Origin of the sequence: Mesorhizobium loti (assembly GCA_014189435.1) — a bacterium.
Lineage (GTDB): Bacteria > Pseudomonadota > Alphaproteobacteria > Rhizobiales > Rhizobiaceae > Mesorhizobium > Mesorhizobium loti_G.
Genome location: CP050293.1, coordinates 3,117,943 through 3,134,253, shown reverse-complemented (window position 1 = coordinate 3,134,253; position 16,311 = coordinate 3,117,943). Strand labels below are relative to the sequence as shown.

Here is a 16,311-nt window from a genome sequence, read left to right as displayed (position 1 = left end):
TTGGCAACTAATGCGCGGGCGATGAATCTGTCGCTTGAAGTACGGCTCTCATTCTCGCTTGTCGTCAGGAGTCTCAGCGGTCCATCGCCATCCCTGCAACGATTACGGCGGCAACAGCCGGAAGTCATTGCCTTCCGGCAGCAGCTGGCCGCCGTCGACGATGATGGTCGTGCCGGTGATGTAGCTGGCATCGTCGGAGGCGAGGAACAGGAAGGCGTTGGCGACGTCGCGCGGGCTGCCGAGGCGGCCGAGCGGGATCGAATCCTCCATGTTCTTGATGTAGGCAGCACCGCGATGCAGCTCGATGGCTTCGGTCAGGATGTTGCCGGGCTCGACCCCGTTGACGGTGATGCCGTAGCCGGAGAATTCGAGTGCCGCCGCACGGATGAAGCCGTTGATGCCGGCCTTGCTGGCCGAATAGTGGCCATGGCCCGGGCTGGTGACATGCGGGCCGGTGATGGACGAGGTGTAGAGCATGCGGCCAAAGCCTTGCGCTTTCATCGGCACCAGGGCCGCGCGGCTGGCGTTGAAGGTGCCGCGCAGATTGACCGCCATGACGCGGTCCCAGTCGTCGGCACTGGTGTTCTCGATCAGCTGCCAGGGATAGATGCCGGCATTCTGCACGATGATGTCGAGGCGGCCATGCTGTTTGAGCGCCAGCGCCACGGCGGCCTCGGCATCGGCCATCAGCGAGATGTCGGTGCGGATGAAGGGGACGCCCAACTCGTCGGCGGTCGCTTGCCCGGCCTCGACTTCTGTGTCGGCCAGCACCAGCCTCGCGCCTTCCTCGGCAAAGCGCAGGGCGATGCCCTTGCCGATGCCGCGGGCGCTGCCGATGATCAGCGCCACCTTGTCTTGTAGCCGATTGGTCATGCGAACCGTCCTGTCATGCCAGCCTCTGTCGAATGGTTTGTTTGAAAGCGTCGAGCAGCACGGCGGCCAGCACCAGCAGGCCATGGATCACCTGGGTGAAGTTGGCCGGCAGGCCCATCAAATTGATCGCTGTGTTGATGGCCGAGAGCAGCAGCACGCCGGCATAGACGCCGGGCAGGGTGCCGACGCCGCCTTTCAGGCTGACGCCGCCGATGACGACGGCGGCGAAGGCGTTGAACAGAAGGCCGACGCCGAGATTGGCGGTGGCGCCCGAGGTGCGGATCGCCAGCAGCCAGCCGGCAAGGCCGGCGATGGCACCGGCGAGAACGAAGGCGATGATGAGATTGCGGTTCACCCGGATGCCTGCGCGGAAGGTCGCCGTCTCGTTGCCACCGATCATCACGAGATGCCGTCCGAATGGCGTCTTGGCCATGATCAGCGAGAAGACGACGAAGCAGCCAACCGCGATCCAGGCCGTGAGCGGCAGGCCGACAAGGCGCTGGATGCCGAACCAGCGGATGGCCGGCGCCAGGTCCTGCGCCGAGCGGCCGCCCGAAACGACCAGCACGAGGCCACGCACCCAGATGTAGGACGCCAGCGTGATGATGAAGGCGCTCATCTTCACCCGCACCACCAGATAGCCGTTGAAGGCGCCGATGAGGCCGCCCACGGCCAGCGCCAGCAGCAGCGACACCGGAACCATCAGCCATTCGGGGTGCAACTGCACACCCATGCCGATGCCCGACGAGCAGAACAGGATGCCGACCGCCATGGCGCTGAGTGCTGCGACGGATTCGACCGACAGGTCCATGTGACCGGCGATGATGACCAGCGCCAGGCCGATCGACATCACGCCAAGCACGCTCGACGCCTCGATGATGTTGGCGAAGATGCCGAGCTGGAAATAGTTCGGGACGAAGATGGAAAACACCACCAGCACGAACAGCAGCATGAACCAGACGAGGTTGTCGAGAACGAACTCCAGGGCTTTGCGTGTGCGCGGGTTCATGAGCTGATCCGGTTGGCGCATGACCCCGAAAATCAAGCTGATTTTCGCAAGGATAAGGCGCGGATTCAAATTCGCCACGGCGTCCCTTCGGACGCGGCGTTGTGAAAGGGCAGGCTCCGGGCCGCTACGGCCCGGAGCGCTTTCAAATGACTATTCGACCGGCTTGACGGTGTCCGTCGGCGGCTTCTGGTTGCCCCAGAAGGCCGGGTTGTCGACGTTTTCCTTGCTGATCGCGGCACCGGGGATCTTGATGTTCGGGCCCCAGGCTTCCTTGGTCACGGTCGATTTCAGGCCGAGCACGTCGTATTCGCCGGGCTTGATCTCTTCCTTCTTGGCGATCTTGTCCATGAACATGGCGACAGCGGCGGCCTGCGCGTAGAGCGGCTGCTCGACTTCGACGTTGAGCCAGCCCTTGCGGATCAGGTCGAGGCCGACCGGAGCGCCGTTCGAGCTCATCAGCATGACGTCGCCCGGCTTCTTGCCGGCGGCCTCGAGCGAGGCGACGGCAGCGACCGAAAGGTGCGCGGCATGGCTGAAGATCAGGTCGATGTCCGGGTTGGCCAGCATCTGGTCGGCAACGATGGTGCCGGCATTGCTGGCTTCCCACTGCATGGCCGGAAGCGAGATGATCTTGACGTCCGGAAACGCCTTCATCTTCTCTTCAAAGCCCTTCTGGATGTCGAGCGTGTAGGGGTCGCCCGGATCGCCGAGCACCTGCAGCACCTTGCCCTTCACCGAGCCGTTCTTTGCTTTCAGCAACTTCTCGGCCTGGTCCGCGGCGACATAGCCGATCTCGACCGTTCCTGCGACCGAGGTGAAGTCGGATAGCGTCGACGTGATCTGGCGGTCGAACTCGACCACCGGGATGCCGGCCGCGCGGGCGGCTTCGATGGACGGCTTCAGTGCATTGAAATCGACGGCGGCAAGGATGATCGCCGCCGGCTTCAGCGCGATGACGTCGTTCATCTGTGATTGCTGGGCGTCGGTCTTGTTGTCGGCGTTCAGCGTCTTCATCTCGTAGCCGGTCTGCTTCAGGAACAGTTCCAGCGCGCTCACCGAGCCGGTCTGGAACTCGTCCAGAAGGGTCGGCACGATGTAGTAGACGATACCCTTGGACTGGGCGAATGCCGGCGTGAGCGTGGCAAAGGCCAGTGCAAGGATACCGAAGACAGCAAGAAGTATTCGCTTCATGTCGTTCGCTCCTCTTAAGCCGGACCCCTCTTTTGTCCCTCAGCCTGTCGGTCCGGCACCGGCAAGCGTCTCACCGGTGATCATGTTGATCACCGCGTCGGGACTTGTTTTGTTGCGTGCGACATCGCCGGCCACGACGCCTTGCCGGATCACCACGATCCGGTCGGCGACCTGGAAGGCCTGCTGCATGATGTGAGTGATGATGACGACGCCGATGCCCTGGTTCGCCACCTGGCGGATCATGTCGAGACCGCGCCGCGTCTGTTCGACGCCAAGGGCTGCGAACGGTTCGTCGAGCAGCACCAGCTTGCCGCCCCAATGCACGAAGCGGTTGAGCTCGATGGCTTGCCGCTGGCCGCCGGAAAGGTGCTCGACATTGGCGCGCAGCGAGGGAATGCGGGTGCCGGCACTGGCCAGCGCCTTTCCGACGACGGCTTCCATGGCGCGCTCGTCGAGCACGGGAATGCCAAGAAACTTCCGGGTGATCTCACGGCCCATGAAGAAATTGGCGACCACGTCGACATTGGTGCACAGCGACAGGTCCTGGTAGACGGTCTCGATGCCCGCCGCCTTGGCCTCGGCGGGCGACCGGGCAAGGAATTCCTTGCCTTCGAACAGCATGCGGCCCGAGGTCGGCTCCAGCCCACCAGCGATGATCTTGACCAGCGTCGATTTGCCGGCGCCGTTGTCGCCCAGCAGCGCCACGACCTCGCCCTTGCCGATCGAAAAGCTGATCCCCTTGAGCGCTTCGATCGCGCCATAGTTCTTGGTGACGTTGTCGAGCACCAGCAGGGGTTCGTTCATGCCGCAATCTCCCTGGCCTTGAGAAGGTCGCGCTCGCGCTCGCGTTCGGCAGCGAACATCTGCCCGAAGCGGGGTGACAGCACCCCCGAAACCGCAAGGGCGGCAGCGCCGCGCAACACCGAATGCTGCCCGCCGCGCGCGACGAGAATTCGAGGCGTCGTGCGGTCCTTCCGTGCGGAAACCGAGTTGTGCAGGCCTCCGGCCGAACCAGCCAGCATTTCGAGCAGATCGGGGGATGCCAGCCCGCCGAGGATGACCGTCTCCGGGTCGAACAGGTTCTCGATGATGGCGACGGCATTGTGGAAGATCGGGCCGACTTCAGCCACCCAATCGGCCTCGCTGCCGTTCCAGCGCCGGAGCGCCTCGAGCGAAAGGTATCTTTCGAGACAGCCGCTGTTGCCGCACGGGCAAGCCTCGCCGCCGGGAACGACGGGAATGTGTCCGATCTCGCCGGCATTGCCCCAGGCACCACGCAACGCGCCGCCGTCATGAACCATGACACCGCCAAGGCCGACGCCGAAATAGAGATAGTAGTATTCGGAAAACTGGGCGCCGAGGCCGTAGAGGCGCTCGCCCATGGCCGCTGCCGCCATGTCGGTTTCAAAGAAGGCCGGCAACCCGGTCGAGGCCGCCAGCCGCTCGCGCAGCGCCACATCCTTCCAGCCGGTCATGGTGGTCGGGCCGACAAAACTCATGGATTCGACGCCGAACGGTCCGGGTAGGGCCAGACCGACGCCCAGCACCCGTCCGCCAGCCCGCAGCCTGGTCAATTCGATCACCATCGCCCCGATCAGGTCGAAGGCATGGTCCGGCGCCGCGTTCGGAGCTTCGCGATAGTTGCTCTCGATCACGTCGCCGCTCAGATTGATCAAGGCGGCGCTGATGCCGAGCGGGGTGATGTGGACGCCGACGGCATAGCCGCCCTCGGGGTTGATGCGCAGGGTCGCCGGGGGCAGGCCGCGCCCCTTCGGCTCCTCGCGCAGCGACAGGATGTAGCCCTGGTCTTCCAGTTCGCGAACGATGGTCGACACCGTCTGGACGGTGAGCCCGACACGCCTTGCGATCTCGCCGCGGGCGATCGGTCCATGCAGGCGGATGGACTCAAGCACGATGCGCCGGTTGTACGGCCGCCCGAACTCCTGATTGGTCCCCCGCAGTGCCATGACGTGCGCCCCCTGGAGTGGGTAACTTGGCACCGCTTATTTATTCAGTCAAATGGAATTCAAAAATAAATGGTGGCGAAACCCGAATCCGGGGAAGGCCGTGAAAGGACGCATCCTGCTCAGGACCTGCCTACGCGCCGCCCTGGCTGATTGCCGCCATGTCGAAACCCCTTCAATGGTGAGCCAACCCCGCGACCGTTGATCCGACAAAGCATGGAGCAAAGATGATCGAATTGCCGTTTGCCCGCGACGAGTACCAACAGCGGCTGCGCAAGATCCGCGCCGAGATGGCCAGGCGCGGTCTCGAGCTCCTTGTTGTCAACGACGTTGCCAACCAGCACTACATCACCGGCTATGATGGCTGGTCATTCTACACGCCGCAGGTGGTGCTCGTTCCAGTCGAAGACGTCGAGCCGGTCTGGATCGGGCGCGCCATGGATGCGGCCGGCGGTCTTCTGACAGCCTGGATGAAGCCAGAAAACGTGGTTGGCTTCCCGGAAGATCACGTTCAGCGTGTCGATCGCCATCCCATGGACTGGATCGCGAACTGGATCGTCGCGAAAGGCTGGGGTGTCAGACACATCGGCATCGAACTCGAAGCCTATTATTTCTCTCCAAAAGCACATGCCAGGCTTGTCGCGGGACTTCCCAACGCAAAATGGCATGATGCCGATCTGCTGGTGAACTGGATCCGAGCGGTCAAATCGGCGCCCGAGATCGCCTATTTGCGCAAGGCGTCGACGCTCGCCGAGGCTGCCGTCACGCGGGCCTTCGAGGTGATCGCGCCAGGCGTGCGCGAGTGCGACGCCATTGCCGCCATCCAGGCGGCGCAGATCGCCGGCAGCCCTGATTTCGCCGGCGACATCACCGCGCTGCCGCCAACTATTCTCGGCGGCGAGAACGCTTCCGCGCCGCACATCATGTGGAGCGACAGGCGGTTCGGGGACAACGAGACGATTGCGCTCGAGCTTGCCGGTGTCTGTCGCCGCTATGCCGCCGGGCTGGCGAGAACCCTGCAACTCGGCAAAACGCCGACAAATGTCAGGGATACGGCAAAGGCGGTGATCGAGGGTATGGATGCGGTGCTCGATGCGGTCAGGCCGGGAACATCAGCCGAAGCCGTCGAAGCCGCCTGGCGCAAGGTCATCCAGCGCTACGGACTGAAGAAGGAGTCGCGCATCGGCTACTCCATCGGTGTCGCCTATCCGGCGGATTGGGGCGAACACACGATCAGCCTCAGGCCGGGCGACAAGACTGTGCTTGAGCCGGGCAACGTCGTGCATTCCATCCTTGGCATGTGGATGGACGGCTGGGGCATCGAGATCAGCGAGACCATCCTGGTCACCGAAACCGGCAATGAGACGCTGACGAGGTTCCCGCGAGAAATCCATGTCAAACCCTGAGGGTCCGGTGATGGCAAGCGGTTCCGCGATCCCCGGCACGATCGATATCGATGCCGGAATTCTCGACCGGATGATCGAGATCCGCCGCCATCTGCACCGCAATCCGGAGCTTTCGAACCGCGAAGCCAACACGCAGCGTTATCTCAGGCAGATGCTGGCCGGTCAGGGAATTGCCGACATTCGCGATGTCGCCGGCTTTGGCCTGGCCGTCGACATTGTCGGCACCGGCAAGCCGTCGAATCGAAAGCTGGCCATCCGGGCCGACATCGATGCCTTGCCGATCGAGGAAGAGTCCGGTGTCGATTATGCATCGATCAATCCCGGTGTGATGCATGCCTGCGGCCACGACGCCCACGCATCGATGGCCTTCGCGGTTGCCGCGCACCTTCACCAATCAAGGGACAGTTTCGGCGGAACCGTCCGCCTGATCTTCCAGCCGGCCGAGGAGGACGAACCGTCGGGCGGACGACGGGTTGTGGAAGAGGGGCTTCTCGACGACATCGACGCCGCCATCTGCGTTCACGTCGATCCGTACACGCCGTCCGGCAAGATCGCCGTGAGTTCCGGCCCGTACACTCTGGCCTGCGATACATTTGACGTTGTCGTCACCGGTTCGGCCGCGCATGCGGCAAAGCCGTATGAGGGCGTCGATGCGATTGCCGTGGCGTGCTCCATGGTGAGCGAATTGCAGAAGATCGTTTCGCGCGAGATCGACCCCTACGATCCCCTGGTCATTTCCGTCACGGGCATCAACGGCGGCAACGCCTACAATGTGATCGCCGGCAAGGTCGCGCTGAAAGGGACCATCCGCAGCGGCAGCGACGCCACCCGCGAGCGGGCATGGCGGCGCGTTCGTGCGATATTGGAGGCAATAGCGACGGCCCATGGCGCGAGTGTGCAGGTCGACATCCACAAGGGCGAACCCGGCGTCGTCAACGATGTCGAGATGACCGAGCTGATTGTCGCCAGTGGCAAGGCCTGCATCGGCGCCGACAATGTTCTCAACACGCCTGGCTGGACCATCGCGGACGACTTTGGCTACTACAGCGAGAAACGCCCGTCGGTCTATTTCCGGCTCGGCATCCGCAACGAAGCGGTCGGATCGGTGTTTCCGCTTCACCATGCCAGGTTTCGCGTCGATGAAGCGGCCTTGAAAGTCGGTGCGGCCACATTGGTTTCGGCCGCCATCTCGTTTCTGTCGACAGGAGCGCCTTAGTCAGTCGTCATGATGGTCATCGGCCACATCGGCCAGGAGCACAAAATCGCTCAGAGGTACTGGGCGACTTTCTTGCCGACAGTCAGGAAGCGCAGGGGATCGATCGCTTCGCCATTGTGGCGGACTTCGTAATGCAGGTGCGGGCCGGTCGAGCGGCCGCTGCTGCCGGTCTTGCCGATGACGGCGCCGGCGTCCAGTTTCTCGCCAACGCTCACGTCGATCTCGCTAAGATGCCCGTAGCGTGTCGCAAAACCATTGCCGTGGTCGACTTCCACCATGCGGCCATAGCCGCCGTTCCAGCCGGCCTTGGTGACGGTGCCGGGCGCCGTGACCTTTGCGGCCATGCCGATCGGTGCCCTGAAATCCATGCCGGAATGGAGTGCTGCGGTGCCGAGGATAGGGTCGGTGCGCACGCCGAACGGGCTGGTGACGGAGTGACCCGGCGCGGGGTTGGTCAGCGGCAGCTGGCGTGCTTCCTTCTTGAGGTGGTCGAGCGCGTCAAGCGCTTCGTCCAACTCCTTGACCTTGCTGTCGAACATCATCGAGGAGTCGAGCGGGATCAGCGGTCCGCCGACGTCGCTATCGCCCTTGCCGAAGTCGCTGTCGACGGGCAGTCCGGCCGCCTCAAGCGCCTGGGTGATGGCATCGGCGCTCTTGTAGGCGTTATCGGCAAGCGTGCTGATGCGGGTGAGCTGGTCGCTTTCAATGGATTTCAGCGACTGGTTGATCGACACGAAGAGCTTGTCGGCACGATCGGCGGCTGAATCGTTGGGCAGCGGATCGGAGCGTGTCGACCACAGCGAGAACGGCCTTGTGTCGCCGGCGCCGAGGTCGGCGCTCAGGCTGGCGACCGCATAGTTCTGCGCAGGCTCCTTGATGCTGCCGGTCACTTCGGCGCGTTTGTCCGGCTTCGCAACCGCTGCCGGATCTTCGGCCGGCGCCGCGCCGACTTCGTTTTCGGCGCGTTCGAGCAGCGGGCCAAGCCGACCGTGACGCTGGCTCAGCTGGCTCTGGCGTTCAAGCAGCTCGCTGACCTTGGTTTCCATCAGTTGCTGGTCGAGCAACTGGCGGCTGGTGATGCGGTCGACCTGGGCGCGAAGCGCCGAAATGCGGTCTTCATAGGCCTGCTGCATGCGCGCCTGCCGCGCCGTGGTGGCGCCAATCAAATCGTCGCGTAGCACGAGATAGGAGGTGGCCATCAGGTAACCGATGGCAATGGCGGCGAGCGCCGAGCCGACAAAAGCCACGAGCCAGGGGCGGATCGTGAAGTGCCTGATCTCGTTGCCCCGGGCGATGATGACCGTATGGGGCTCCTTGCGCCTGCCGAAGACTGCGGACTGACCGGTTGCGTTCACGGGACCAAGCTTTCGTTTACGACACCACGACAGCTTGATTACACATTATTAGGGTTAACAAAGGCTTGCGGCGCCGGCTCGCCGGCGGCGATTGCCCGTCAGGCGGGCATAGGGTTGTAGGAAGTCAGCCGTGCCGGCAAAACCTCAAAGCGCCCGAACGGCCTCCAGCACGTCCTCGGCATGGCCCTTGACCCGGACCTTGCGCCAAATCCTGGCGATCCGCCCGTCACGGCCGATCAGGAACGTCGCGCGCTCGACGCCCATGTATTTGCGGCCATACATCGATTTCTCGACCCATAGATGGTAGGCTTCGATCACCTTGCGCTCCTCGTCGGCGGCGAGGTCGATGGTGAGATTGTATTTCGACTTGAATTTGTCGTGCTTTTTGGCGTTGTCAGGTGAGAGGCCGATCACGACGGCACCGGCCTTCTCGAACTCCGGCTTCAACTGCGAAAAGCTTATTGCTTCTTGCGTGCAGCTCGTCGTGTCGTCCTGAGGATAGAAATAGAGCACGACGGGTTTCCCGGACGAGGCCGCGAGGCTGAGCGACCCACCACCATCGCGGGGCAGATCGAATTGCGGCGCCAGATCGCCTACGTCCAGGTCAGCCATATCGATGCCCTTGTTTGTGGTTACGCGCCAAGCCACACCGATATAGTGTCGAACGGGGATTCGTCCACGATCGAGTTCGTACAACGGAAAATTGCGTGGATCAGGAGCAACCGCAGCACGAGAAGATCCGGTTCAGGCGTGATGAGATCACCGACCTGGGGGCCTTTCCGTCCGCCTGCCGCGTGCCGCCGCTCGGTCAGGCGTCGATCGGACGCGGCTTTCGCATCCTGGCAAGGGTATTCGCCGGTTTCGCCAGCCTGGTCTTGTTGGCGGCAGTCGTTGTCTATCTCATTGGCGCCTCCGGCATCGGTTCCGAACGGCTTCGGACGGAAGCGGAAACCGCCATCGAGAAGGTGGCCGGCGTCGATGTCGATGTTTCGGTCGGGCCGGCGCGCATCACCCTTGACGGATCAAGCTTCATAGCGCTCCAGGTCAGCGACGTCAGCCTGAAGACATCAGACGGCAAGCCGATGGCCGATGCCGGCCGCGTGCGCTTTGGCGTGCGCCTGGTTCCGCTGCTGTGGGGCGATGTGCGGCTGACCAGCGCCAGGGTCTCCGATGCCCGCATTGTCGTGGCGGCGATGCCGTCAGGCGGCGACTGGACCGCCGTGCTGCGCAACGAGGACGGCCTCATCGATCCGGAGAAACTGACCACTGCGGTGTTCGGAAACGTCAACCGCGCACTCGATGCCGTGCGGGAAGATTCGCTGCGCCAGATCGATCTTCACAATGTCGAATTCGTGCTGCCCGAAACTGCAACGATCAAGCTGATCAAAATTACCGACGCCACCGTCGTGCAGTCGGGACCGGGCGGCATGCAATTTTCCTCCACGGCGGATGTCGACGGCAGGTCGGTTACCGTTGCCGCTTCCGCCACCCGCGATATCGCGGCACACCGCGTCACGGCGCTGGATGCAAGCATCGATCTGGCGGACGCCGGTGAAACCACGGCCGCTGCCGGCAAGTTGGGCGCGGTCGCGCTGAAACTGACAGGATCGGAAGGGTTCGGCGTGAATGCATCGCGGCTGACGGCCGCCTTGTCATCGACGGGCTCGATCCTCGATCTCGGCACGCGCGGGCTGCTGCCGGCAGACGTCGATGTCAATGCGACGCTGGTTGCCGGCAGCAACAAGGTCCAGGTCGACAGATTGCTGCTGAAGACCGGCCGCTCGACATTCGATTTCGCCGGTTCGATCGGGCCTAAGCCGGCAACCGGAGCGGCGGGTGAGGAACCCTCCTATCGCTACGACCTGACCAGCGACGGTTCGTCGCTTGCACCTTCGGAGTCGCCCGAGCCGGCGCTCACCTTCCTCGCCCGGATTGCCGGTGTCTACAACACGGTGAGCCACAAACTGGTCGCCGAGCAGATCGCGCTTCGGTCCGCTGCCTCCGGCGAGGTGCTTGGCACCGCCGCCGTGGCGTTCGTCGACGGCAAGGCGCCGGGGATCAATCTGGCGTTCAACATCCACAACATGCAGGTCTCTCACGTCAAGCAGCTGTGGCCGTGGTTTTCAGCGCGCAACGCCCGGCTGTGGGTGCTGGCCAATCTGTTCGGCGGCCGCGTCGTCGACGCCAACCTCCAGTTCCAGGTCGTGCCGGGCCGCCTGGGCAACGGCGTGCCGCTTTCCGCCGATGAAGTGTTCGGCCGCTTCCAGATCGAGGGATCGCGCTTCGACACCGCCGGCCGCATCCCGCCGATACGCGACGCGGTTGGCGTCGTCGCCTTCCACGGCAACGATGTCGATATCTCCTTGTCCTCGGGCACCGTCTATATGCCCAGCGGCCGCACCGTGGCGGCCAGCAATGGCACGCTGACGGTCAAGGCGGCCAACCGCCCGCCGGTCGTCGGCGCGCTCGACATCGACGTTGCTGGCGATGCATCCGCTGTTGCCGAGCTCGCATCCTACGAGCCGATCAACGCCATGCGCCATGTCGGCATTCTGCCGGAAGACCTGTCGGGCGGCGTCACCGGCCACGTCAAGGCCGATATTCCGCTGCAGTCCGGCGTCGACGCCTCGAAGCTCGATTGGCTGGTGTCGCTCGACTACACCGGCATGTCGTTGGCCAAGCCTTTCGAGGGGCAGACCGTGACGGATGCCGATGGCTCGATCACGGTCGACCCCGAAAAGGCGGTGATCTCTGCCAAGGCGTTGCTGAACGGCATTCCGGCCGAACTCGATCTGATCGAGCCGCTCGGGGATGACGGGCCGGCGCGCAGCCGCAAGGTGGCCCTGGTTCTCGATGACAAGGTCCGTGCTGCCGCCATGCCCGGCTTGAAGCCGCTGCTCGCCGGAACGGTGAAGGTCGCGATCGACAAGAGCGGCAGCGGCGACCAGAATGTTTCGGCCGATCTGACCGGTGCCCGGCTGGACATTCCCTGGGCGGGTTGGAGCAAGGGGGCAGGGGTGCCCGCCAACGTCACCTTCGTCATGACCAAATCCGGCGACACCACCACGCTGTCCGATTTCAATCTCGACGGAAAGACGTTCTCCATCGACGGCAGCATCGTGCTGGTCAATGGCGCGCTGTCGTCGGCGCGGTTCGGCAAGGTCACCTTGAACAGGGGTGACGACGTTGCGGTGTCGGTGAAGCGATCCGGCAAGGGCTATGCGGTCGACATATCAGGCAACGCGCTCGATGCCCGCTCGCTCATCAAGCAGTTCACCTCGGATGTCGACACGGCCACCAAGACGACCGGTTCCGATGCCATTTCCGTCAGCGCCGATGTCGATCAGCTGACCGGTTTCCATGACGAACAATTGTCCAATCTGAAGCTCGACTACAGCGCGGCCGGTTCGCGGGTGAACGGGCTGAAGGTCAGCGCCACGGCCAGTTCGGGCGCCGCGATCAGCATCAGCAACACCACCGGCGCCGGCCAGCGCGCGCTCAACATGCAGTCCGCGGACGCCGGCGCCATCCTCAGGTTCCTCAACATCTACGAGCATATGGAAGGCGGAGCGATCACCCTGGCGCTGGCGGGGCCGAGCGACGGATCGCTGAGGGGCAAGGTCGATACCAGCAATTTTTTCGTGGTCAACGAGCCGAAGCTGGCCTCCATTGTCTCGACCACGCCGGCCGGCGACAACCGCAGCCTCAATCAGGCGGTCAAGGGCAAGCTGGACACGTCGCGGGTGAAGTTCGAACGTGGTTACGCCGAGATCGACAAGGGCAGCGGCTACCTGAAAATCGCCAATGGCGTGCTGCGCGGCCCGCGCATCGGCACGACCTTCCAGGGCACGCTCTACGACCAGAACAACAACATGGACATGACCGGCACGTTCATGCCGGTCTATGGCCTCAATCGCATCTTCGGCGAATTGCCCATCGTTGGCGCGCTGCTCGGCAATGGCCGCGACCGTGGCCTGATCGGCGTCACCTACCGGCTCAAGGGCAATGCCAACAAGCCGCTGCTGGACGTCAATCCGCTGTCGGTGATCGCGCCTGGAATATTCAGGTCGATCTTCGAGTACCGGTGATCGAGTTCAAACCGGCCGCACCAGGATGTGCTTTTTCCTGCCGAGTGAGAGCTTTACGACGTTTTCCGGACTCAAATCCTGAGGAGTCACCAGCCGGCGCTCGTCGCTGACCGGCTCGTCGTTCAGGCGCACCGCACCGCCCTGCACATGCCGCCGCGCCTCGCCGTTCGACGCCGCCAGCCCGGCGGTGACGAGCAGCGACAGGACGCCGACGCCGGCTACGAGCGCGGCCTTGTCAACCTCGACGGTCGGCAAAGATTCGGCGAGCGCGCCTTCCTCGAATGTCTTGCGCGCCGTATCGCTGGCTTGTTCGGCAGCTGCGCGGCCGTGCAGCAAGGCAGTGATCTCGGTGGCGAGGATCTTCTTCGCCTCATTGATCTCGGAGCCGCCGAGGCGCTCCAACCGCGTGACCTCGTCCAGCGGCAGCGTCGTGTAGAGTTTCAGGAAGCGGGCAACGTCGGCATCCTCGGTGTTGCGCCAGTACTGCCAGAATTCATAGGGGCTCAGCATTTCCGCATCGAGCCAGACCGCGCCCGAGGCGGACTTGCCCATCTTGGCGCCGGACGAGGTGGTGAGCAGCGGCGTGGTCAGCGCGTAAAGCTGCGCGTCCTCCATGCGGCGGCCGAGATCGATGCCGTTGATGATGTTGCCCCACTGGTCGGAGCCGCCCATCTGCAGGCGGCAGCCGAGACGCTTGTAAAGCTCGACGAAATCAAAGGCCTGCAGGATCATGTAGTTGAATTCGAGGAACGACAGCGACTGCTCGCGATCGAGCCGGAGCTTGACGGAATCGAAGGCCAGCATGCGGTTGACGGAAAAGTGACGCCCAACGTCACGCAGGAAATTGACGTAGTTGATCTCCATCAGCCAGTCGGCGTTGTTGACCATGATGGCGTCGTTGGGACCGCTGCCGAATTTGAGGTAGGGCATGAAGTTGCGGCGGATACCGGCAAGGTTGTCGTCGATGTCCTGCGGGGTCAAAAGCTTGCGCGCCTCGTCCTTGAACGACGGATCGCCGATCATCGAGGTGCCGCCGCCCATCAGCGCGATCGGCCGATGACCGGTCTGCTGCAGCCAGTGCAGCATCATGATCTGGATCAGCGAGCCGGCATGCAGGCTCTTGGCAGTCGCGTCGAAGCCGATATAGGCCGTCACCGTCTCCTTGGCGAAGATTGCGTCGAGGCCGGCATCATCCGAAGTCTGGTGAATGAAACCGCGCTCGCTCATCGTGCGCAGGAAGTCGGATTTGAAGGCGGACATTGTTTCTTTCCCGAAAGCGACCGGCCGCTGTGGCTCAGGCGTGCATGAACGCGCGCGTTTAGCACCCAAGCGCGATCAGCAAAAGTGGTTTCCGGTTTTGCGTCTGATCGCGCGCCTGACAAAGGTCCAGCGATCAGCAAAAGTGGTTTCCGGTTTTGCGGCTCGCGCGGATGGCCAGGCCAGTTCTTGCCTCATTCTTTTGGCTGGCGTATTGAGGCGCCGCGCAGGGGCAGGGCCTGAAGCGCCGCGACGGGGCCATCCCGCAGATCAGATCCGGAAAGCTCCGCGATGAACAGGAACTATCTCTTTCTCTTTCTGTTCAGCCTGCTGATGACTTTCAGTGGGCTGGCGAGCCTTCCACCGGTCGATCGTGACGAGTCGCGTTTTGTCCAGGCCACCAAGCAGATGGTCGAAACCTCAGACTATGTCGACATTCGTTTTCAGGATGCCTCGCGCTACAAGAAGCCGATCGGCATCTACTGGCTGCAATCGGCGGCCGTGGCGCTGAGCGGCGAGGGGGCAGCGGCGCCGATCTGGGTCTACCGCCTCGTCTCCATGTTTGGCATTGCCCTGGCCGTCGTCGGCATCGCCTGGACGGGCACGAAGCTCTTCGGGGCCAATGCAGGTCTCGCCGCCGGCCTGATGATGGCGGCGATCTTCGCCACCGCCTTCGAGGGGCGCGACGCCAAGACCGACGCCATGCTGCTGGCCTGCTGCGTGGCGGCGCAAGGCGCGCTCGCCCAGATCTATCTGGCAGCGCGCCGGAACGAACCGGTAGCCAGCCATCTGCCGTGGATATTCTGGGCGGCGCAAGGCCTGGGGATCCTCATCAAGGGGCCTGTCGCTCCGCTGTTGTCGGTGCTGACGGTTGCCACGCTGTTTGCTTTCGAACGCGACTGGCGCTGGCTTTTGAAGCTGAAGCTCGTGCGCGGTGTCGCCCTGGTGCTCCTCATCGTACTGCCCTGGGTCGTCCTCATCACCTGGAAGAGCGGCGGCGCCTTTCTCACGGATGCCGTCGGCAAGGACATGGTGGCCAAGGTCGCCTCGGGCGAGGAGTCGCACGGCCTGCCGCCCGGTTTCTACATGCTGACCTATTCGCTGTTCATGTGGCCCTTCGGCCTGATCGCGGTCGGCGCCGGGCTCCAGGCCCTCAACCGGTTGCGCGACGATCCGCGGCTGCGTTTCTGCCTCGCTTGGTACATTCCGTTCTGGCTTGTGTTCGAACTTATCCCGACCAAGCTTCCGCACTATGTCCTGCCGGCCTATCCCGGCATGGCGCTGCTGATCGGCTGGCTTTTGACATTGTCGCCGCAGGAGGCGAATGCGCCGCTCAGGCGCTGGCAGGATTGGTTGTGGTGGTCGACCGCCTTCGGTCTTGCCGTGGTCAGCCTGGGTTTGGCGGCGGTCTGCATCGGAGCACCGATCTACCTCACCGGCACCTTCTCCTGGTGGAGCATTCCAGCGGCCGCGGCGGCACTGGCGGCGGGCTATTTCGCCTTTTCGCGGCAGCTGCAAGTGCCACTGCGCCGCATCGGCGCCATCGCGGTCTGTGCGGGCATCACCTATGGCCTGTTGTTCGGCGTCATCGCGCCGTCGCTGAAGCCGATCTGGCTGAGCCCGGCGATCGAGGCGGCGGTCAGCGCCAACAAGCCTTGCGACAGCACGGTGCTCGCCTCGGCGGAATATCACGAGCCGAGCCTGGTGTTCCTGGTGGGCACCAAGACCGTCCTGACCGATGTCGATGGCGTCGCCAAACATCTGCTTGGCGATCCGGCCTGCGCGCTGGCGCTGGCACAAATCGGGGACGAGCAGAAACTGAATGGGCTGCTGGCGGCGCAAGGCAAGTCGGCGACCCGCGTTGCCGAAGTCGCCGGCCTCAACTATTCGTCGGGAGACAAACTGTCGCTCGGCCTTTATCGTGTGGCCCCATGACGGCTCGTCGATGCCCG

General features: G+C 63.6%; 12 protein-coding genes. 4 read left to right on the top strand and 8 right to left on the bottom strand.

Annotated elements, in window-relative coordinates:
• Window positions 1-102: 102 nt before the first annotated feature.
• The 5 genes from HB777_15395 to HB777_15375 form a co-directional block, all read right to left on the bottom strand.
• Window positions 103-873, bottom strand: a complete 771-nt coding sequence (locus tag HB777_15395) for an SDR family oxidoreductase (protein ID QND65142.1) — start codon at window positions 871-873, stop codon at window positions 103-105.
• 13 nt (window positions 874-886) lie between these two features.
• Window positions 887-1,882, bottom strand: a complete 996-nt coding sequence (locus HB777_15390; GenBank protein ID QND65141.1) for an ABC transporter permease — start codon at window positions 1,880-1,882, stop codon at window positions 887-889.
• Window positions 1,883-2,032: 150 nt separating this feature from the next.
• Window positions 2,033-3,073 carry a sugar ABC transporter substrate-binding protein gene (locus tag HB777_15385; GenBank protein QND65140.1) on the bottom strand — a complete coding sequence of 347 codons (1,041 nt, stop codon included), beginning with the start codon at window positions 3,071-3,073 and terminating at the stop codon, window positions 2,033-2,035.
• Window positions 3,074-3,112: 39 nt separating this feature from the next.
• Entirely contained in the window at window positions 3,113-3,877 is a 765-nt protein-coding gene (locus HB777_15380; protein ID QND65139.1) for a sugar ABC transporter ATP-binding protein, read from the bottom strand.
• Window positions 3,874-5,040: an ROK family transcriptional regulator gene (locus HB777_15375; GenBank protein ID QND65138.1), complete on the bottom strand. Its 1,167-nt coding sequence runs from the start codon at window positions 5,038-5,040 to the stop codon at window positions 3,874-3,876. Before HB777_15375 ends, HB777_15380 begins: the two co-directional genes overlap by 4 nt.
• Window positions 5,041-5,264: 224 nt before the next feature.
• Here HB777_15375 and HB777_15370 point away from each other — a divergent pair, with 224 nt between their 5' ends.
• The gene (locus HB777_15370; protein ID QND65137.1) at window positions 5,265-6,443 is read left to right on the top strand and encodes a M24 family metallopeptidase; all 1,179 of its coding nucleotides are present in this window, start codon (window positions 5,265-5,267) and stop codon (window positions 6,441-6,443) included.
• Entirely contained in the window at window positions 6,430-7,659 is a 1,230-nt protein-coding gene (locus HB777_15365) for an amidohydrolase (protein QND65136.1), read from the top strand. Before HB777_15370 ends, HB777_15365 begins: the two co-directional genes overlap by 14 nt.
• 50 nt (window positions 7,660-7,709) lie before the next feature.
• Here the strand turns inward: HB777_15365 and HB777_15360 are convergent, their stop codons facing one another.
• On the bottom strand, window positions 7,710-9,014 hold the full coding sequence (locus tag HB777_15360) for a peptidoglycan DD-metalloendopeptidase family protein (protein QND65135.1): 1,305 nt from the start codon (window positions 9,012-9,014) through the stop codon (window positions 7,710-7,712).
• Between the two features lie 144 nt (window positions 9,015-9,158).
• Window positions 9,159-9,626: a peroxiredoxin gene (locus HB777_15355; protein QND65134.1), complete on the bottom strand. Its 468-nt coding sequence runs from the start codon at window positions 9,624-9,626 to the stop codon at window positions 9,159-9,161.
• 95 nt (window positions 9,627-9,721) lie between these two features.
• Between HB777_15355 and HB777_15350 the strand changes: the two genes are divergently transcribed.
• Entirely contained in the window at window positions 9,722-13,102 is a 3,381-nt protein-coding gene (locus HB777_15350; protein QND65133.1) for a hypothetical protein, read from the top strand.
• A 6-nt stretch (window positions 13,103-13,108) separates the two neighbouring features.
• Here the strand turns inward: HB777_15350 and HB777_15345 are convergent, their stop codons facing one another.
• On the bottom strand, window positions 13,109-14,362 hold the full coding sequence (locus HB777_15345; GenBank protein QND65132.1) for a tyrosine--tRNA ligase: 1,254 nt from the start codon (window positions 14,360-14,362) through the stop codon (window positions 13,109-13,111).
• Between the two features lie 288 nt (window positions 14,363-14,650).
• Between HB777_15345 and HB777_15340 the strand changes: the two genes are divergently transcribed.
• On the top strand, window positions 14,651-16,294 hold the full coding sequence (locus HB777_15340; GenBank protein QND65131.1) for a glycosyltransferase family 39 protein: 1,644 nt from the start codon (window positions 14,651-14,653) through the stop codon (window positions 16,292-16,294).
• Window positions 16,295-16,311: the final 17 nt, after the last annotated feature.